Genomic DNA, 18,740 nt, shown 5'->3' with positions numbered 1-18,740 from the left:
CGGGTCGGCTCACTCCGGCTTGCGTTCGCGGCCCAGCAGTTCCGCGGCCGCGGGGATGGGCGCCAGCCCCTCGTGGCACACCCGGTGCACCACGTCGGTGATCGGCATCTCCACGCCGTGGCGCGCGGCGAGCTGCCGGATCGACGAACACGACTTCACGCCCTCGGAAACCTGCCCGTGCGCGGCCTCCTGTGCCTGCGCCAGCGTCTCCCCGCGTCCCAACCGCTCCCCGAAGGTACGGTTGCGTGACAGCGGCGACATGCAGGTGGCGACCAGGTCGCCGAGCCCCGCCAGCCCGGCGAACGTCATCGGGTCGGCGCCCAGCGCCACGCCCAGCCGCGTGGTCTCGGCCAGCCCGCGGGTGATCAGGGAGGACATCGTGTTGTGCCCGAACCCGAGGCCCACGGCCATCCCGCAGGCCAACGCGATCACGTTCTTGCACGCCCCGGCCAGCTCGATGCCGACCAGATCCGTGTTGGTGTACGGCCGGAAGTAGGGCGTGGAGCACGCGTGCTGCAGGGTGACCGCGCGGTCGTGGTCCAGGCAGGCCACCACGGTCGCGGTGGGCTGCTCGGCGGCGATCTCCTTGGCCAGGTTGGGCCCGGACACCACCGCCACCTGCTCCAGCGGCACGTCGGCGACCTCGCTGATCACCTCGCTCATCCGCTTGAGCGTGCTCAGCTCCACGCCCTTGGCGAGGCTCACCAGCGTGGCGTCCGGCGGCAGCAGCGGCTGCCACCCGGCCAGGTTCTCGCGCAGCGTCTGGCTGGGCACCGCGAGCACCACCGCGCTCGCCCCGTGCATCGCCTCCACCGCGTCGCCGGTGGCGCGCAACCCCTCGGGCAGCACGACGCCGGGCAGATATCCGGAATTGCAACGGGTTTTGTTGATCTCCGCCGCCACCTCCGCCCGGCGGGCCCACAGGACCACGTCGTTGCCGGCGTCGGCGAGCACCTTCGCGAAGGTGGTGCCCCACGACCCGGCGCCGAGCACGGCGATCTTCGCGCCAGATCCTCGGCTTGTCCGGCGCTGGTGGTCGCCCAGCGGAGCCGGGGCCGCAACGTTGGTTGAGCGCTCAGGCGACGCCATCGTTGTCCCGGTCCTTGCGCGCGGAGCTGTAGAACTCGTTCGGCGGCTGCTCGCCGCGGATCTCGCCGAGCAGCTCCCGGGACCGGCTCATCGCCAGGTCCGTGACCTCACGCAGCGCACGGGTGTCGTCCTCCAGGCCGCGGAAGGCCGACAGGTCCAGCGGCTCGCCGAACGCGAGGGACACCGTCTTGCGCGGCAACGGCCGAAACTTCTTCTTGTAGTGGTCGTAGATCTCGCGGGTGCCCCACCGCGCGGCCGGGATGACCGGGATGTCGTGCGCCAGCGCGAGCCGCGCCACCCCGAGCTTCGGCGTCATCGGCCAGCCGTCCGGGTCCTTGGTGATGGTGCCGTCCGGATAGATCACGACGACCTTGCCTCGGCGCAGCGCCTCGTGCGCCTCCTGCAGGCTCTTCTGCGCGTCGGCGGTGCCCCGGAATACCGGGATCTGCTCGACCCCGACCAGGATGTTCTTGAGCACCGGCACGTTCCACAGGGTGTTCTTCGCCAGGAACCGCGGGATCCGCCCCGCGCGGTGCACGGTGACCGCGTCGAAGACCGGGTCCAGGTGCGAGACGTGGTTGAACACCAGCAGCGCCGGGCCCTCGGCGGGGATGCGGTCCAGTCCGGTCACGCGCGTGCGGGCCAGCACCGCGGTCAGCGGGTAGAAGACCGCGCGGGCCAGTTCGAGCCAGAACCTGCCCATCCCGTGGGCCTTCTCGCTGGTGTGCCTCCGCTGGCGCCGGAGGCTCTTGGGGTCCGCCACGGCAACTCCTTCTTCGGTTGCGAGAGCGAAGGTCAAGGTACCTGCCGCGCCCGGCCGCCTCGCCACCCAGCACCCGATATCCGAGGCGGTGGTGACGCGCCGCGTCCGGGCGACGCAAGATGGCTTGGTGACCGCGGGTGTGAACCTCATCGTCCCGATCAAGCCGCTGCACGCGGCCAAGTCCCGGTTGCTGGGTGCCGCCGACCGCGGCGCGGGCCGGCCGGACGCGCACGCCGGGCTGGTCACGGCCGTGGCGTTGGACACAGTGCTCGCTGCCCGCGAGGCGCCGGGCGTCGACGCCGTGGTCGTGGTGACCGCCGATCCGGCGCTGACCGAGGCGTTCACCGCCGAAGGCGTCGAGGTGCTGGCCGACACCCCGGCCGCCGGGCTGAACGCGGCCCTGCGGCACGCCGACGCGCTGCTGCGGCGGCGCGGGGTCCGTGTCGGGGCGCTGCAGGCGGATCTGCCCGCGCTGCGGCCCGGAGAACTCGGCGCCGCCGTCAGCGCCGCCGGGCCGAGCCGCGCGTTCTGCGCGGACCGGCACGGAACGGGCACGACCCTGCTGCTGGCCGAACCCGGCCGCCCGCTGGATCCACGCTTCGGCCCGGGTTCGGCCGCCGCGCACACCGCGTCCGGGGCTCGACCGCTGCCGGGCAGGTGGGACTCGCTGCGCTGCGACGTGGACACCGAAGCGGACCTGGCCGCGGCGACCCGGCTCGGGCTCGGCCCGCGGACCGCGGAACGCATCGCCGCCACCGCACCGCGCTGCGGTGGCTGACCGCGTGCGACACCACACGGCGCATGACCGAGATGACCTCGACAGAGGTCGAGCTGAACCGCTCTGATGGGCGACAATGGGCTGGTGAGCACCGAGAGCAGCGATCGGCGATCCAAGCAGCCTGCCAAGCGAACCACCTCCGCCGGCCGGTCCGCGCGTCGTGCGCCGCGCCCGGCTCGCCGACCCGGGAATGCGGCCGCTGCGGAGGCTCCCGCGAACGTCTCCCGAAGCGCCCGGGTGCCCTCCGCCCCGCCCGCCGTGACCCGCGCCGCGGCCACCACCGACCTGCCGGAGGACCGCTACCTCAACCGCGAGCTGTCCTGGCTTGACTTCAACGCCCGCGTCCTGGCCATCGCCGAGGACCGGTCGCAGCCGGTGCTGGAACGCGCCAAGTTCCTGGCGATCTTCGCGTCCAACCTGGACGAGTTCTACATGGTGCGTGTCGCCGGGCTGAAGCGCCGCGAGGAGACCGGGCTGTCGGTGCGCAGCGCCGACGGGCTCACCCCGCACGAGCAGCTGGTCCGCATCTCCGCACGCAACCAGGACCTCGTGGAGAAGCTCAGCCGCGTCTTCCTCGACGAGCTGCTGCCGGAGCTGGAGGCGCACGGCATCCGCATCCTCAGCTGGGCCGACCTGCAGGCGCCGGACCAGGCCAAGCTCACCCGCTACTTCGAGGACCACATCTTCCCGGTGCTCACCCCGCTGGCGGTCGATCCGGCGCACCCGTTCCCGTACATCTCCGGGCTGTCGCTGAACCTGGCGGTGACGGTGGCCGATCCGGACGCGGGCATCAAGCGTTTCGCGAGGGTGAAGGTGCCGGACAACGTGCCGCGGTTGATCCGCATCGAGTCCGAGCGGGAAACCGAGCGCGCCACGTTCCTGCCGCTGGAGGAGCTCATCGCCGCGCACCTCGGCAAGCTGTTCCCCGGCATGCGGGTCGCCGAGCACCACATCTTCCGGGTCACCCGCAACGCGGACCTGGAGGTCGAGGAGGACCGCGACGAGGACCTGCTGCAGGCGATGGAGCGGGAGCTGGCGCGCCGCCGGTTCGGTCCGCCGGTGCGGCTGGAAGTCACCGACACCATGAGCGAGACCATGCTGGAACTGCTGCTGCGCGAGCTGGAGGTCGATCAGCACGACGTGGTGGAGGTCAAGGGTCTGCTGGACCTGTCGTGCCTGTTCCAACTGGAGCGGTTACAGCGACCGGATCTGAAGGAATCGCCGTTCGTCCCGGCCACCCACCCCGCGTTCGCCGAGGGACAGACGTCGAAGAGCATCTTCGCCACGCTGCGCGAGGGCGACGTGCTGGTGCACCACCCGTACGACTCGTTCTCCACATCGGTGCAGCGGTTCATCGAGCAGGCCGCCGCCGATCCGCACGTGCTGGCCATCAAGCAGACCCTGTACCGGACCTCCGGCGACTCGCCCATCGTCAACGCGCTCATCGACGCCGCCGAGGCGGGCAAGCAGGTGGTGGCACTGGTGGAGCTCAAGGCGCGGTTCGACGAGCAGGCCAACATCCAGTGGGCACGCACCCTGGAGCGGGCGGGGGTGCACGTGGTCTACGGCCTCGTGGGCCTGAAGACACACTGCAAGACGGCGCTCGTGGTGCGGCAGGAGGGTTCGACGATCCGCCGCTACTGCCACCTCGGCACCGGCAACTACAACCCGAAGACCGCGCGCATCTACGAGGACCTCGGCCTGCTGACCGCGTCCCCGGAGATCGGCGCCGACCTCACCGATCTGTTCAACGTGCTCACCGGTTACGCCCGGCACGGCGAGTACCGCCGGATCCTGGTGTCGCCGCAGGGCATCCGCAACGGAATCGTGGAGCGCGTGGAGGCCGAGACGGAGCGGGCCCGGCGGGGTCTGCCGTGCGGCATCCGGATGAAGGTGAACTCGCTGGTCGACGAGCAGATCATCGACGCGCTGTACCGGGCCTCGCTGGCCGGTGTGCCGGTCAAGGTGGTGGTGCGCGGCATCTGCTCGCTCAAGGCCGGGGTCGAGGGGCTCAGCGAGAACATCGAGGTGCGCTCCATCCTGGGCCGGTTCCTGGAGCACTCCCGGGTGTTCCACTTCGTCGGCATCGACGAGCACTGGATCGGCAGCGCCGACATGATGCACCGCAACCTCGACCGCCGCATCGAGACCCAGGTGCGGGTGACCGATCCCAAGCTCACCGCGCAGCTGGACACGATGCTCGACTCCGCCCTGCACCCGTCCACCCGCTGCTGGGTGCTCAACGCCAAGGGCGACTGGGAGGCTTCGCCGCGCAGCGGGGAGCAGGTGCGCGACCACCAGGTGGAGATGCTGCGCCTGCACGGGGCGAAGGTCTCGTGACGGAGACGTGTTTCCGGCGAGGGCGGAGAGCGAGATGAGCGTGACCGAGAACGAGGTGGCCGCCGACGGGGTCGGAATGTTTGGCGGCGAACCGGTGCGGGCCGCCGGTGCGGTGCTGTGGCGCGCCGGGACCGACGGTCCCGAGATCGCCGTGGTGCACCGCCCGCGCTACGACGACTGGTCGCTGCCCAAGGGCAAGCTCGACAACGGTGAGCTTCCCGCGCACGCGGCGGTCCGCGAGGTCGCCGAGGAGACCGGGTTCTCCTGCGTGCTGTCGCGCTGGCTCGGGCGCGTTGACTACCGCGTGCCGCGGCCCGGCGGCGGGTCGGCGCCGAAGGTGGTGGACTATTTCGCCGCCCGCGCGGACGGCGGCTCGTTCACACCGAATGACGAAGTGGACGAACTGCGCTGGCTGGATCCGGCGGCGGCACGCACTCTGCTGACCTATCCGCACGACGCGGACCTGCTCGACGCGTTCCTCCGGCTGCCTGTCGAATCGGCGACCGTGTTGCTGGTGCGGCACGCGAAGGCGGGCAAGCGGTCCGACTGGGACGGAGACGACGCGCTGCGGCCGCTGACCGAAGCGGGCCGCCGCCAGCGCGACGCGTTGCGTTCCCTCCTGCTGTTGTTCGGACCGCGGCGGATCTATTCCGCACCGCGAGTGCGCTGCGAACAGACCGTGGACCGGATCGCCGCGGATCTGGGCATCGGTATCACCGCGGAACCGCTGTTCTCCGAAGAGGGCTATCGGACCGATCCCGACGGCGCCGTGCGGCGGCTGCTGCGGGTGGCGGCCGGCCCGGGCACCGCGCTGGTGTGCAGCCAGGGCGGGGTGATTCCGGATCTGGTGGGGCGCCTGGCGCGGCGGGCGGGCCTGGAACTGGGCGAGGTGGCCAGCAAGAAGGGCAGCGTGTGGACGCTGACGTTCAGCGCGGACGGCGCCTGCGGCAACGGTGACGGGCCCGCGCTGCGGCTGGCCGCCGCCGACTACCTCGCCGATCCGCTCGGCTAGCGAAGGGCGCGTGCGGGTGGCGGGAAGCGCCTGACGCCGCCCGCGGGGGGGCGTTGCCGGAAAACCAGCGGTGGACGCGGGAGCGGCCGCGCCGACGCACCACCTGCCGAACTCGTTCTCCGCGCCCCCCGTTCAGCGGCTCATCGCGCCGGTGGGCGTTGCGCACCGCCCACCGGCGCTCCGTGTTCCGGCCGCCGCTGGCGTGGCGGCCACGCCGTTCTCCGGCCCGCTCGTCCTGGTGCGGTTCAGCAGTCCGACATGCCAAACCGCATCCGGGTGTCGAACCGGCGGCTGCGCGCTCGCCGCCCTCGACGGCAGGACGGCCCCGACGCCGCGGGTCGGACGGCCGCGGCTTGGGGTCCGGGTCGGAGCAGGGCGTCCGGCGCGTTGCGCGCGCCCGATCGCCGTGAGCGGGCGGCACCTGCCCCGTGCACGGGGCCCGGAAGCCGCCCGCTCGGTCCAGTGGTGCCCGCTGCGGAGGCGAACACTCACTTCTTGGTGGACTTGCGCGTGGTCGTCGCCTTCTTGGTCGCCGGACGCGTGGTCTTGGCCGCCGTGGCCTTGGCCGTGGTCTTCGGCGTGGCCTTGGCCGTGGTCGTCCGCTTCGAGGTGGTCGCCTTGGCAGCGGTCGCCTTGGCGGTGGTCCGCTTCGGAGCGGCCTTGGTCGCGGTGGTGGCCTTCGCCGTGGTGCGACCGGTCGTCTTCGTCGCCGCGGCCCGCGTGGTCGTGGCCTTGGCGCGCGTGCCGGCAGCCTTGGTGGCGCTCGCGGTCCTGGTGGTGGCACCACGGGTGGTCGCCGCCTTGGTCGAGGAGACGCGCGGCAGTTTCCGCTGCCCGCCGACGACTTCCTTGAACTGGGTGCCAGCGCGGAAGGCCGGGACGTTGGTCTTCTTGACCTTCACGGCCTCACCGGTGCGCGGGTTGCGAGCGATGCGCGCGGCGCGGGCCCGCTTCTCGAAAACCCCAAAGCCGGTGATGTTGACCTTCTCGCCCTTGTTGACGTTGCGAACGATGATGTCCACGACGTTTTCGACAGCCTGGCTGGCGGTCTTCTTGTCGCCGAGGCGTTCTGCCAGTGCCTCGATGAGTTGGGCCTTGTTCACTTCAGTCCCTCCCAGGACACAACAACGGCCCCGTTGGGCCGACTCAATGTCAACGGTAAAGCCCCGGACAAACAAACGCCATTCGCCACGCCTCCTTTTTTCGTTGGGGCGTGGGGCATTCGGGTCGGGCCAACCGGGCTCTTCGGGGTCCTGGAGCAACTGTTCAGTTGTCCTCGGAAGAGCGGGTTTTTCCTTTCACAGCAGGAAAAACCCGCTCTCCCGGAGGGGGTCGGATCAGCCCTGCGGGGCCGGCAGGGTGGTCGGGAGGAAGCTCGGCCGGGCCCGTTCAAAAGTGTCGATCGTCTCGGCGTGGCGAAGGGTCAGACCGATGTCGTCGAGACCTTCCAGCAGCCGCCAGCGGGTGTAGTCGTCGATGGCGAAGGGCACCGTGAGGTCCTTCGCGCTCACCGTCCGCTGCTCCAGGTCGACCGTCACGGCGGTGCCGGGCTCGTTCTCCAGCAGCTTCCAGAGCAGTTCCACATCGGACTGCTCGCACTGGGCGGCCAGCAGCCCCTGCTTGCCGGCGTTGCCCCGGAAGATGTCGGCGAACCGGGAGGAGATGACCACCCGGAAGCCGTAGTCCTTGAGCGCCCACACGGCGTGCTCACGGGACGACCCGGTGCCGAAGTCGGGTCCGGCGACCAGCACGCTGCCCGCGCGGAACGGCTCCTGGTTGAGGATGAAGCCCTCGTCGGCCCGCCAGGCGGCGAACAGGGCGTCCTCGAAGCCGGTGCGGGAGACCCGCTTGAGGTAGACCGCCGGGATGATCTGGTCGGTGTCCACGTTGGACCGGCGCAGCGGGACGCCGACCCCGGTGTGCGTCTTGAACGGTTCCATCGTCACTGCTCCTGGTGGGTGGGGTTTCAGTCGAGGTCCTCGGGGGAAGACAGGGTTCCGCGCACCGCGGTGGCCGCGGCCACCAGCGGCGAGACGAGGTGGGTGCGGCCGCCCTTGCCCTGCCGGCCCTCGAAGTTGCGGTTGGAGGTGGAGGCGCTGCGCTCCCCCGGGGTGAGCTGGTCCGGGTTCATCCCCAGGCACATCGAACAACCGGCCGAACGCCATTCGGCGCCCGCGGCGGTGAAAATCGCGTCCAGCCCCTCGGACTCCGCCTGCTTGCGGACCTTCATCGAGCCGGGTACCACCAGCATCCGCACGTCCGCGGCGACCTTGCGGCCCTTGAGCACCTCGGCCGCGGCGCGCAGGTCCTCGATGCGGCCGTTGGTGCAGGAGCCGAGGAACACGGTGTCCACGGCGATCTCGCGCAGCGGAGTACCCGGTTCCAGGCCCATGTAGGCCAACGCCTTCTCCGCGGCGAGCCGCTCGCCCTCATCGGCGATCTGCGCGGGGTCCGGCACGCGCTCGCTCAGCGGCAGGCCCTGCCCCGGGTTGGTGCCCCAGGTGACGAACGGGGTGAGTTCGTCGGCGTTCAGCGTGACTTCTGCGTCGAATGTGGCGTCGTCGTCGGTGCGCAGCGTCTTCCAGTACTCGACAGCGGCGTCCCAGTCGGCGCCCTTCGGCGCGTGCGGACGGCCCTGCAGGTAGGCGAAAGTCGTCTCGTCGGGGGCGATCATGCCCGCCCGGGCACCCGCCTCGATGGACATGTTGCAGATCGTCATGCGGGCTTCCATGGACATCTTCCGGACCGCCTCGCCGCGGTACTCCAGGACGTAGCCCTGGCCGCCGCCGGTGCCGATCTTGGCGATGACGGCGAGGATGACGTCCTTGCTCGTGACGCCCGGCCGCAGGGTGCCCTCGATGTTGATGGCCATGGTTCTGAACGGCTTCAACGGCAACGTCTGGGTGGCGAGCACGTGCTCGACCTCGGAGGTGCCGATGCCGAAGGCCAGCGCGCCGAACGCACCGTGCGTGGAGGTGTGGCTGTCACCGCAGACCACGGTGGTGCCCGGCTGCGTCAGGCCCAGCTGCGGGCCAACCACGTGCACGATGCCCTGCTCGGCGTCGCCCATCGGGTGCAGCCGGATGCCGAACTCCTCGCAGTTCTTCCGCAGCGTCTCCACCTGTGTGCGCGAAACCGGGTCGGCGATCGGCAGGTCGATGCCCGTGGTGGGGACGTTGTGGTCCTCGGTGGCCAGGGTCAGGTCGGGGCGGCGCACCTTCCGGCCGGCCAACCGCAGCCCCTCGAAGGCCTGCGGACTGGTGACCTCGTGCACCAGGTGGAGGTCGATGTAGAGCAGGTCGGGTTCGTGGCCTTCACCACGGCGCACGATGTGCGCGTCCCAGACCTTCTCCGCGAGCGTTTTTCCCATCGCTGCTCCCAGTCGAGGCTGCCGAGGTCCGGACGGACCGAACCTCTCCCACAGAGTGGACTTCCCATATCTCGGGAAGTTAGTATCGGTACGTGGGACAGCATAGCGGCATCGGAGTACTGGACAAGGCGGTGGCCGTCCTGCACGCGGTCGCCAACGAGCCCTGTGGCCTGGCGGAACTGTGCAGCCGCACGGGTCTGCCCAGGGCAACGGCGCACCGCCTGGCGGTGGGCCTGGAGGTGCACCGCCTGTTGCGCAGGGGCTCGGACGGGCGCTGGCGCCCGGGAGCGGCATTGGCGGAGCTGGCGGGAGGAGCGGTGGACCCGCTCCTGGAAGCGGCGGCGGTGGTGCTGCCGAAGCTCAGGGACGTGACGGGCGAAAGCGTCCAGCTCTACCGCCGGGACGGAATGCAGAGGATCTGCATCGCAACGGCGGAACCGCCGAGCGGTTTGCGGGACACGGTTCCGGTGGGCACGGCGATGCCGATGACCGCGGGCTCGGGAGCGAAGGTCCTGGCGGCGTGGGCGGACCCGGCAACGCAGCGAGCGGTTCTGGCGGAAGCGGTCTTCGGCGAGAGGACCCTGCTGGAGGTGACCCGCCGAGGCTGGGCTCAGAGCGTGGCGGAGCGGGAATCGGGAGTGGCGAGCGTCTCGGCCCCGGTCCGAGACGCCCAGGGCAACGTGGTGGCGGCGATCTCGGTCTCCGGCCCGATCGACAGAATGGGCCGCCGGCCGGGAGCCCGCTGGGCAGCGGACCTCCTGGCAGCAGCTGAAGCCCTGCAGAACCGCCTGTAAGCCACTCAGCAAAGCACCGAGAGCGGCCCGAAACCGCTCTCCCGGCCCAACAAAGTACACCCGGGCGACCACCGCGCCGTGGGGGTGTGGGGGGCTCGGGCTCCCCATAACGGAAAAACGGAAAGAGCCCCATCCGCGCACTCAGTGGATGGGGCTCCCCCACTCTTGTAGTCCCGACGGGATTTGAACCCGCGCTACCGCCTTGAGAGGGCGGCGTCCTAGGCCGCTAGACGACGGGACCGCGTTCGGGAAGAACTCTACAACACCCTCACCCGCCCCCGACAACCACCCCCCATAACCAATACCCAGCCCAACCCACCACAACAGCCAAGGCCCCCGGGGGACACCCCCAACTTCCGGCAAACCTGGGAGGTTCCTCCTGGGAGTGGCCACACCTGGAGGCTCGGGCCCCATGGCGAAAAACGGAAAGAGCCCCATCCGCACACTCAGCAGATAGAGCCCCCCTTGATGCTGGTCCCTTGCCCAGCCCAACACACAACGACAGCGAGGAGCACACTGCGGGGTGACACCGCACCGTGGGGGCGTGGGGGCTCGGGCCCCCACAGCAAAACACGGAAAGAGCCCCATCCGCACACTCAGCGGATGGGGCTCCCCCACTCTTGTAGTCCCGACGGGATTTGAACCCGCGCTACCGCCTTGAGAGGGCGGCGTCCTAGGCCGCTAGACGACGGGACCATGTAGTTGTTGAGAGATCGTTCCGCCCCGTTACGGGGTTTCGGCGATCTGCTCGCTGGGGTACCAGGACTCGAACCTAGACTAACTGAACCAGAATCAGTCGTGCTGCCAATTACACCATACCCCATGGTGCCGCAGGGCCAGCCGCCTTTTTCGATCTCCCGGGGGAGTTCGACTCCGGACCGCTGTCCGCCGCGTCGATAAGAATATTAGACCATCCCCTCGGGAGCCCTGAAATGACCCCCCTCTGTTGAGGATCGTCGCAGGTGGCGGCGGCCGCAGCGGCCCGGAGCCGGCGTTAGCAGCTCAGCTGCGCGAGCGGGCGGCCGGACGCGCCTCGGCGTTCGGCAGGCACCGCGGGGAGGTCCGACATGAGCAGTCCGGGCAGTTCGAAGAGGCTTGTGATGGTCGGCACATCGGTGGGCCGGTCGGCGGTGCCGGTGCGGTCGAGCCAGACCCCGTGCATGCCGACGCGGGCGGCGCCCTGCGCGTCGATGTCGAGCCGGTCGCCGACGTGGACGACTTCGGCAGGGTGCAGACCGAGGGCGTCGCAGGCGGTGCGGAAGATGCGGGGGTCGGGCTTGGCGGCGCCGACCTCCTCGGAGATGACGAGCTCGTCGAAGGTGTCGGCGAGTCCGACGGCGGCGATCTTGCGGCGCTGGTAGGCGCCGGGGGCGTTGGTGATCACGGCGAGGCGCAGGCCGCTGCCGCGCAGCCAGTCGAGGCAGGGCAGGGTGTCGTCGAACAGCCGCCAGGCACGCTGCATGGCGGCCATGCGCCGCGCTTCGCGGCGTTCGGCCTCGGCCGCGTCGAGATGTTCGCCGAAGGCGGCGAAGAAGGCCCGGGTGCGTTCGACGCGCATGGTGTCGAAGTCGAGCTCGTTGGTGACGAACCGCGCGTAGTAGCGGTCCGTGGTGCGCTGCCACACGGACCAGGCGCGGTCATTACCGACGAGGGCCCGCAGGCTGTGCCGCGACGAGCCGGCGCTGTCGACCAGGGTGTCGTCGACATCGAGGCACACAGCCTTAACCTGCCCGAGTGCGCGGATGGTTGAATCTTGAGGCGCGGATATCACTCCGAGAGGCTAGGCGTTCACCGGCTGCATCCGACTCGGCCAACACGGTGATCCTGTCGGGCTGTTCCGGCGGGGCCCAGATGGAGGCATCCGCAGCACGTGGACGGGAGACCGCTTCGGCGGTTCAGCCGAGGGCTTGGCGGAGCCGCTGCAGGGAGACCTCGCGGCCGACGAGTTCCATCGACTCGTACAGCGGCGGAGACACGGTGCGCCCGGTGACGGCGACACGCACGGGCGCGAACGCCTTGCGGGGCTTGATGCCGAGGCCGTCGACGACGGAGTCCTTCAGCGCCTGTTCGATGCTCGCCGCGGTCCACTCGGGCAGCGCCTCGAGGGCGGTGATGGCGGCCTGCAGGACGGGCTTGGCGTCGTCGCCGAGAGCCTTCTGCGCGGAGGTCGGGTCGGGCTCGAACTCCTCGTCGGCGAAGAGGAATCCCATCATGCCGACCGCGTCCGAGAGCACGATGAGCCGTTCCTGCACCAGCGGCGCGGCGGCGCGGACGACGGCGAGCTGCTGCTCGGTCGGTTCCGCGGGCAGCACCCCGCCCTGCACGAGGTAGGGCACCACGCGGTCGACGAACTCGTCGGGCGCCAGGGCCCGCAGGTGCACGGAGTTGATCGCGTCGGCCTTCTTCTGGTCGAAGCGCGCCGGGTTGGAGCTGACCCGGCCGATGTCGAAGGCGTCAACCATCTCGTCGAGGGTGAACACGTCGCGGTCGTCGGCGATGGACCAGCCGAGCAGCGCGAGGTAGTTCAGCAGACCCTCGGGGAGGAATCCGCGGTCGCGGTGGTGGAACAGGTTGGACTGCGGGTCGCGCTTGGACAGCTTCTTGTTGCCCTCGCCCATGACGAACGGCAGGTGCCCGAACTCCGGGGTGAAGTCGGTCACGCCAATGCGCTGCAGGGCCTCGTAGAGGGCGATCTGGCGGGGCGTGGAGGACAGCAGGTCCTCGCCGCGCAGGACGTGGGTGATGCGCATCAGCGCATCGTCGACCGGGTTGGTCAGCGTGTAGAGCGGGTCGCCGTTGGCGCGCACCAGGACCGGGTCCGGGACACTGCCGGCGGGGAAGGTGATCTCCCCACGGACGAGGTCGGTGAAGGTGATGTCGCGCTCGGGCATCCGCAGCCGCAGGACGGGCTTGCGGCCTTCGGCGCGGTAGGCCGCGATCTGTTCCGCGGTGAGCTCGCGGTCGTGGCCGTCGTAGCCGAGCTTGGGGTCGCGTCCGGCGGCGCGGTGGCGGGCCTCGATCTCCTCCGGGGTGGAGTAGGACTCGTAGAGCTCGCCGGCGTCCAGGAGCCGCTGGGCGATGTCGGCGTAGATGTCGCGCCGCTCGCTCTGCCGGTAGGGCCCGTACGGGCCGCCGACCTCGGGTCCCTCGTCCCAGTCGAGGCCGAGCCAGCGCAGCGCTTCCAGCAGCGCCTGGTAGGACTCCTCGCTGTCCCGGTTGGCGTCGGTGTCCTCGATGCGGAACACCAGGGTGCCCCGGTGGTGCCGGGCGAACGCCCAGTTGTAGAGGGCGGTGCGGATCAGGCCGACGTGCGGGGTGCCGGTCGGCGAGGGGCAGAACCGGGCTCGGACGGGCCTGCTGGCGGCTGTGGCTGCGGCGTCTGACGTGCTCATAACACATTCAGCCTAGCCACTTGGCGTCTGCGCTTGACGAGCACACCCGGGGAGGAGCATGCTGCAGTTATTCAACAGGCGTTGAAATTCTGGAGGGATCGCAATGGAGCGAACAACGTGCTGCATCGTCGGTGGCGGCCCGGCGGGCATGGTCCTCGGCCTGCTGCTGGCCCGGTCCGGCGTCGAGGTCACCGTGCTGGAGAAGCACGGCGACTTCCTCCGCGACTTCCGGGGCGACACGGTGCACCCCACCACCCTGCACCTGCTGGACGACCTCGGCCTGGCCGAGCGGTTCGCCGAGCTGCCGCAGCGGCGGGTGGACCGCGTCTCGCTGCCCATCGGCCCCGCCGGGGAGCTGTTCACCTTCGGCGACTTCCGCGAACTGCGGGTGAAGTACAACTACGTCGCGCTGGTCCCGCAATGGGACTTCCTGGACATGCTGGCCGACGCGGGCAAGCAGGAACCCACCTTCCAGCTGCGGATGAACACCGAGGCGACCGAGCTGATCCGGGAGCGCGGCCGGGTCAACGGCGTCCGGTACCGCACCGCCGACGGCGCCACCGGCGAGATCCGGGCCACCATCACCGTCGCCTGCGACGGCCGCAAGTCGTTCGTGCGCACGCTGCCCGAGCTGGGGCTGCGGGACTTCCCGACGCCGATGGACGTCCGGTGGTTCCGGGTGCCGCGCCGCCCCGACGACCCGGCGGGTGCCATCGGGCTGATCCGCGACCGCACCTTCCTGGCCCTGCTGGACCGCGGCGACTACTTCCAGATCGCGTCGATCATCGCCAAGGGCACCGACCAGATCGGGCGCAACCGGCCGATCGAGGAGTTCAACGAGACACTGGTGCGCCAACTGCCCTGGCTGGCCGGGCGCGACCTGGTGCGCAGCTGGGACGACGTCAAGGTGCTGCACGTGACCCTGGACCGGCTGCGCCGCTGGCACGTCCCGGGCCTGCTGTGCATCGGCGACGCCGCGCACGCCATGTCCCCGGTCGGCGGCATCGGCATCAACCTGGCCGTGCAGGACGCCGTGGCAGCGGCCCGCTGTCTGGCGGAGCCGCTACGCGAGGGACGCCTGGAGCGCCGGCACGTCGCGGCGGTGCAGCGCCGACGCTGGCCGACCACGGTGCTGCTCCAGCGGATGCAGCGGGTGATCCACGACAACGTCGTCGGCCCCGCCCTGCGCGGCGAAATCGATTTCGGCAACGTGGCGCACCTGCCGCTGCCGCTGCGGGCGGTCTCGAAGCTGCCGTGGCTGCGCCGCATCCCGCCGTACGTGCTGGCCTACGGAGCGGTCCGCGAACGCCCGCCCCAGTCCGCCCTGCGCTGAGCTAGCCCTGCTGGACGGGGTTGGTGAGGGTACCGAGGCCGTCGATGGAAACAGAGACCTTCTGGCCCGGCCGCATCGGCCCCACCCCGGCCGGGGTGCCGGTCAGAATCACGTCACCGGGCAGCAGCGTCATCACCCGCGAGATCCACGAAACCAGCGCCGCGACGTCGTGCAGCAGCAGGGAGGTCCGCGAGTCCTGCTTGAGCTCGCCGTCCAGTTCGGTGCGGATGCGCAGGTCGGCCGGGTCGATCTCGGTGTCGATCCACGGCCCCAGTGGGCAGAACGTGTCGTAGCCCTTGGCGCGGGTCCACTGCCCGTCGGCCTTCTGCTGGTCGCGGGCGGTGACGTCGTTGGCGATCGTGTAGCCCAGCAGCACGTCGGTGCCGCGCGCCTCGGGCACGTCCTTGCACGGTTGGCCGACCACCGCGGCGAGTTCGCCCTCGAAGTCCACCCGCTCGGAGTTCGGCGGCAGCTTGATCGCCGCGTTCGGCCCGATGACCGAGGTGGACGGCTTCAGAAAGATCACCGGGTTCTCCGGTGGTTCACCGCCCATCTCGCGGGCGTGCTCGGCGTAGTTCTTGCCGACGCAGATGACCTTGGTGGGCAGGATCGGGGCGAGCAGCCGGACGTCGGCCATCGGCCACCTGCGCCCGGTGAAGGTCGGCTCGCCGAACGGGTGCTGGTCGATCTCGACGGCGACCGCCTTCTCCCGCGGGGCAGCCGGATCCGGCTCCAGCGCGACGAAGGACACTCCGTCGGAGTGGGCGACACGTGCCAGACGCACAACGAACCTCCGGAATCGACAGTGGACGGGGTGAGAGGCACCCCCGCACCAAGTTACTTGGCCGAAAGGCGCCCCTCACCTGCCACCCGTGCGGGGACCAGGGGCGTTGGCGGCAGCCGGTCAGCCGCGAGTGGCGGCGCCGACGCGCAACGCCTTGTACGCCAGCGCGTCGCAGAGGGCCAACCAGCTGGCCTCGACGATGTTGCCGTGCACGCCCACCGTGGTCCACTCCTCGGTGCCGTCGCGGGATTCGACCAGAACGCGGGTGACCGCGTCGGTGCCGGGCGCGTCGACGAGGATGCGCACCTTGTAGTCGGCCAGTTCCACCGCCTCCAGCCACGGCAGGTGCGGTACGAGCGCCTCGCGCAGCGCCGCGTCGAGCGCGTTGACCGGCCCGTTGCCCTCGGCGGTGGCGATCACCCGCTCGCCCGCCACGTGCACCTTCACCGTCGCCTCGGCGACCACGTCGCCGTCCGGGCGGCGGTCCAGCACCACTCGGTACGACTCCAGCCGGAACGGCGCGTCCACCGGCTCGGCGCCCGCCACCGCCGCCATCTCCCGGCGCAGCAGCAGTTCCAGCGAGGCGTCCGCGGCCTCGAAGGACCAGCCGCGCGCCTCCAGCTCCTTGACCCGCCGCACCGCGCCGGAGACCGCCTCCGGCGCACCGGACAGGTCCAGGCCGAGTTCCGCGGCCTTGAGCTCCAGGCTGGCCCGCCCGGCCATCTCGGTGACCAGCACCCGCATCCCGTTGCCCACCGCGGCCGGGTCGATGTGGTTGTACAGCTCGGGGTCCACTTTGATCGCGCTGGCGTGCAGACCGGCCTTGTGCGCGAAGGTCGACTGCCCCACGTACGCCTGGTGCGCGTCCGGCGCGAGGTTGGCGATCTCGGCCACCGCGTGCGAAACCCGGGTCAGCTCGCGGAGCTTGCCGTCCGGCAGCACCGGCATCCCCAGCTTCGTGACGAGGTTGCCGATCACCGCGAACAGGTCCGCGTTGCCGGCGCGTTCCCCGTAGCCGTTGGCGGTGCACTGTACGTGCGTGGCCCCGGCCTGCACCGCGGCGACGCTGTTGGCCACCGCGCACCCGGTGTCGTCCTGGCAGTGGATGCCGACGCGGAACCCCGTCCGCGCAACGACTTCGCCGACCGTCTCGGCCAGTTGCAGCGGCAGTTGACCGCCGTTGGTGTCGCACAGCACCACGACGTCGGCGCCCGCGGTCACGGCGGCTTCCAGCACCCGCAGCGAGGTGTCCGGGTCGAAGGCGTAGCCGTCGAAGAAGTGCTCGGCGTCGAGGAACACCCGGCGTCCCTCGCCGACCAGAAAACGCACGGTGTCCGCCACCATCGCGCAGTTCTCGTCCACATCGGTGCGCAGGGCCCGCTCGATGTGCCGACGGTCGGCTTTGGCCACCAGCGTCACCACCGGGGCGCGCGAGTCCAGCAGCGCCCGCACCTGCGGATCTTCGTCCACTGTGGTCCCGGCGCGGCGGGTCGAGCCGAAGGCGACCAGGGTCGCGTGCCGCAGGTCGAGTTCGCCGTCGGCGGCGCGCTGGAAGAACTCGGTGTCCTTCGGCAGCGCGCCGGGCCACCCGCCCTCGATGAAGCCGACGCCGAGCGAGTCCAGCAGTCGGGCGACCGCGAGCTTGTCGGTCACCGAATAGGAAATGCCTTCGCGTTGCGCGCCGTCCCGCAGGGTCGTGTCGTACACGTGGAAGTCGTCGCCCAGCGGGCATCCGGCCGGGGTGGTGCGGCTCACTGGTGTTTCTCCCGTCGGCATCGGAGGTGGATGGGTGCGGCGGCAGCGCGTAGGCAACAAAAAAGACCCCCCGCGGGTGCGAGAGGTCGCGCGCCGGGATGCGGAGTCGTTACCCGGCGCGCCTGCCAATAATGATCACACTGCGGAAAGCCACGTCATCATGCTGCCACAACGCGCCGCCGTGCCCACATGGGGGACCGTTCTTCCCAGCATCCGAAACGCGGGGCAGCCCCGCCACGGCGTGCTCGGCGTGGCTGCCCCGCGCGGTACGGCTATGTCTGCTGGGCGACCTCGCGGGAGGAGACCAGGGCCGCGAGGCGGTCGCCGATCGCGAAGGTCGCACCCGGGGCCGAGTGGTCCCGGGTCGCCAGGTCGAAGGCCACCGCCGCCTCGACGCGCCTGGCGGCCTCAGTCAGCCCGACGTGGTCGAGCAGCATCGCGACCGACAGCACCGCCGCCGTCGGGTCCGCCACGCCCTGCCCGGCGATGTCCGGGGCGCTGCCGTGCACCGGCTCGAACATGCTCGGGTTGCGCCGGGTGGCGTCGATGTTGCCGCTGGCCGCCAGGCCGATGCCGCCGGTGATCGCGCCCGCCAGGTCGGTGATGATGTCGCCGAAGAGGTTGTCGGTGACGATCACGTCGAACCGGGTCGGGTCGGTGACCAGGTGGATGGTGGTGGCGTCCACGTGCTGGTAGGCCACGGTGACGTCCGGGTACTGCAGCGAGACCTCCTCGACCACGCGAGACCACAGCGAACCGGCGTGGGTGAGCACGTTGGTCTTGTGCACCAGGGTCAGGTGCTTGCGCGGCCGGGCGGCGGCCCGGGCGAACGCGTCGCGCACCACTCGTTCCACACCGAACGCGGTGTTGATGCTGACCTCGGTGGCGATCTCGTGCGTGGTGTCCTTGCGCAGCAGGCCGCCGTTGCCCGCGTACGGGCCTTCGGTGCCCTCGCGCACCACGACCATGTCGATCTCGCCGGGGTCGGACACCGGGCTCTTCACCCCGGGGTAGAGGCGGGCCGGCCGCAGGTTCACGTGGTGGTCGAGCTCGAAGCGCAGACGCAGCAGCAGGCCGCGCTCGAGAATGCCGCTGGGCACCGAGGGGTCGCCGACCGCGCCGAGCAGGATCGCGTCGTGCTGCCGCAGTTCGCCCAGGACGGATTCGGGCAGCAGCTCCCCGGTCGCGTGCCAGCGGGCGGCTCCGAGGTCGTATCGAGTGATCTCGGTATCCGGCACGACCTCACCGAGGACCTTGAGAGCCTCGGCGATCACCTCCGGCCCGATCCCGTCGCCGGGGATCACAGCGAGCCGCATCTACACACCTCCCG

Annotated in this window: 15 protein-coding genes and 3 tRNA genes; 5 read left to right on the top strand and 13 right to left on the bottom strand. The window is 70.6% G+C overall.

Going from position 1 to position 18,740, the window contains the following annotated elements:
- Window positions 1-9: 9 nt before the first annotated feature.
- Both IEY17_RS03875 and IEY17_RS03870 read right to left on the bottom strand, forming a co-directional pair.
- A complete protein-coding gene (locus IEY17_RS03875; protein ID WP_373289839.1) occupies window positions 10-1,089 on the bottom strand; it encodes an NAD(P)H-dependent glycerol-3-phosphate dehydrogenase in 1,080 nt (359 codons plus the stop codon).
- A complete protein-coding gene (locus tag IEY17_RS03870; protein WP_188985535.1) occupies window positions 1,076-1,852 on the bottom strand; it encodes a lysophospholipid acyltransferase family protein in 777 nt (258 codons plus the stop codon). Before IEY17_RS03870 ends, IEY17_RS03875 begins: the two co-directional genes overlap by 14 nt.
- A gap of 127 nt (window positions 1,853-1,979) precedes the next feature.
- Here IEY17_RS03870 and cofC point away from each other — a divergent pair, with 127 nt between their 5' ends.
- From cofC to IEY17_RS03855, 3 genes are all read left to right on the top strand, one after another.
- Window positions 1,980-2,630 carry a 2-phospho-L-lactate guanylyltransferase gene (gene cofC, locus IEY17_RS03865; protein WP_188985533.1) on the top strand — a complete coding sequence of 217 codons (651 nt, stop codon included), beginning with the start codon at window positions 1,980-1,982 and terminating at the stop codon, window positions 2,628-2,630.
- 66 nt (window positions 2,631-2,696) lie between these two features.
- Window positions 2,697-4,970: an RNA degradosome polyphosphate kinase gene (locus IEY17_RS03860; RefSeq protein ID WP_188985531.1), complete on the top strand. Its 2,274-nt coding sequence runs from the start codon at window positions 2,697-2,699 to the stop codon at window positions 4,968-4,970.
- A gap of 34 nt (window positions 4,971-5,004) precedes the next feature.
- Window positions 5,005-5,982, top strand: coding sequence for an NUDIX hydrolase (locus IEY17_RS03855; protein ID WP_229679825.1), 978 nt, complete (start codon window positions 5,005-5,007; stop codon window positions 5,980-5,982).
- 488 nt (window positions 5,983-6,470) lie between these two features.
- Here IEY17_RS03855 and IEY17_RS03850 read toward each other — a convergent pair whose 3' ends face one another.
- The 3 genes from IEY17_RS03850 to leuC all read right to left on the bottom strand — a co-directional run bounded on the left by IEY17_RS03850 (window position 6,471) and on the right by leuC (window position 9,352).
- Entirely contained in the window at window positions 6,471-7,085 is a 615-nt protein-coding gene (locus IEY17_RS03850) for an HU family DNA-binding protein (RefSeq protein WP_188986264.1), read from the bottom strand.
- A 234-nt stretch (window positions 7,086-7,319) separates the two neighbouring features.
- Window positions 7,320-7,922, bottom strand: a complete 603-nt coding sequence (gene leuD / locus IEY17_RS03845) for a 3-isopropylmalate dehydratase small subunit (RefSeq protein ID WP_188985529.1) — start codon at window positions 7,920-7,922, stop codon at window positions 7,320-7,322.
- A 26-nt stretch (window positions 7,923-7,948) separates the two neighbouring features.
- Entirely contained in the window at window positions 7,949-9,352 is a 1,404-nt protein-coding gene (gene leuC, locus IEY17_RS03840) for a 3-isopropylmalate dehydratase large subunit (RefSeq protein ID WP_188985527.1), read from the bottom strand.
- Window positions 9,353-9,444: 92 nt separating this feature from the next.
- Here leuC and IEY17_RS03835 point away from each other — a divergent pair, with 92 nt between their 5' ends.
- On the top strand, window positions 9,445-10,146 hold the full coding sequence (locus IEY17_RS03835) for an IclR family transcriptional regulator (RefSeq protein WP_188985525.1): 702 nt from the start codon (window positions 9,445-9,447) through the stop codon (window positions 10,144-10,146).
- A gap of 168 nt (window positions 10,147-10,314) precedes the next feature.
- Here the strand turns inward: IEY17_RS03835 and IEY17_RS03830 are convergent.
- The 5 genes from IEY17_RS03830 to gltX form a co-directional block, all read right to left on the bottom strand.
- Window positions 10,315-10,387, bottom strand: a tRNA-Glu gene (locus IEY17_RS03830).
- A 382-nt stretch (window positions 10,388-10,769) separates the two neighbouring features.
- Window positions 10,770-10,842 (bottom strand) — tRNA-Glu (locus tag IEY17_RS03825).
- A gap of 55 nt (window positions 10,843-10,897) precedes the next feature.
- A tRNA-Gln gene (locus IEY17_RS03820) sits at window positions 10,898-10,969 on the bottom strand.
- 171 nt (window positions 10,970-11,140) lie between these two features.
- Window positions 11,141-11,863: an HAD family hydrolase gene (locus IEY17_RS03815; protein WP_188985523.1), complete on the bottom strand. Its 723-nt coding sequence runs from the start codon at window positions 11,861-11,863 to the stop codon at window positions 11,141-11,143.
- Window positions 11,864-12,041: 178 nt separating this feature from the next.
- Entirely contained in the window at window positions 12,042-13,538 is a 1,497-nt protein-coding gene (gltX, locus tag IEY17_RS03810) for a glutamate--tRNA ligase (RefSeq protein WP_188985521.1), read from the bottom strand.
- A gap of 103 nt (window positions 13,539-13,641) precedes the next feature.
- Here gltX and IEY17_RS03805 point away from each other — a divergent pair, with 103 nt between their 5' ends.
- Window positions 13,642-14,871: an FAD-dependent oxidoreductase gene (locus IEY17_RS03805; RefSeq protein ID WP_188985519.1), complete on the top strand. Its 1,230-nt coding sequence runs from the start codon at window positions 13,642-13,644 to the stop codon at window positions 14,869-14,871.
- Window position 14,872: 1 nt separating this feature from the next.
- Here the strand turns inward: IEY17_RS03805 and IEY17_RS03800 are convergent, their stop codons facing one another.
- From IEY17_RS03800 to IEY17_RS03790, 3 genes are all read right to left on the bottom strand, one after another.
- The gene (locus IEY17_RS03800) at window positions 14,873-15,655 is read right to left on the bottom strand and encodes a fumarylacetoacetate hydrolase family protein (protein ID WP_188985517.1); all 783 of its coding nucleotides are present in this window, start codon (window positions 15,653-15,655) and stop codon (window positions 14,873-14,875) included.
- A 120-nt stretch (window positions 15,656-15,775) separates the two neighbouring features.
- Entirely contained in the window at window positions 15,776-17,410 is a 1,635-nt protein-coding gene (gene cimA, locus IEY17_RS03795) for a citramalate synthase (protein WP_188985515.1), read from the bottom strand.
- A gap of 272 nt (window positions 17,411-17,682) precedes the next feature.
- A complete protein-coding gene (locus tag IEY17_RS03790) occupies window positions 17,683-18,726 on the bottom strand; it encodes a 3-isopropylmalate dehydrogenase (protein WP_188985513.1) in 1,044 nt (347 codons plus the stop codon).
- Window positions 18,727-18,740 lie beyond the last annotated feature (14 nt).

Source organism: Saccharopolyspora thermophila (assembly GCF_014646075.1).
GTDB lineage: Bacteria > Actinomycetota > Actinomycetes > Mycobacteriales > Pseudonocardiaceae > Saccharopolyspora > Saccharopolyspora thermophila.
The sequence above is the reverse complement of the archived record's forward strand: the minus strand, read 5'-3'. Positions and strand labels throughout refer to the sequence as shown.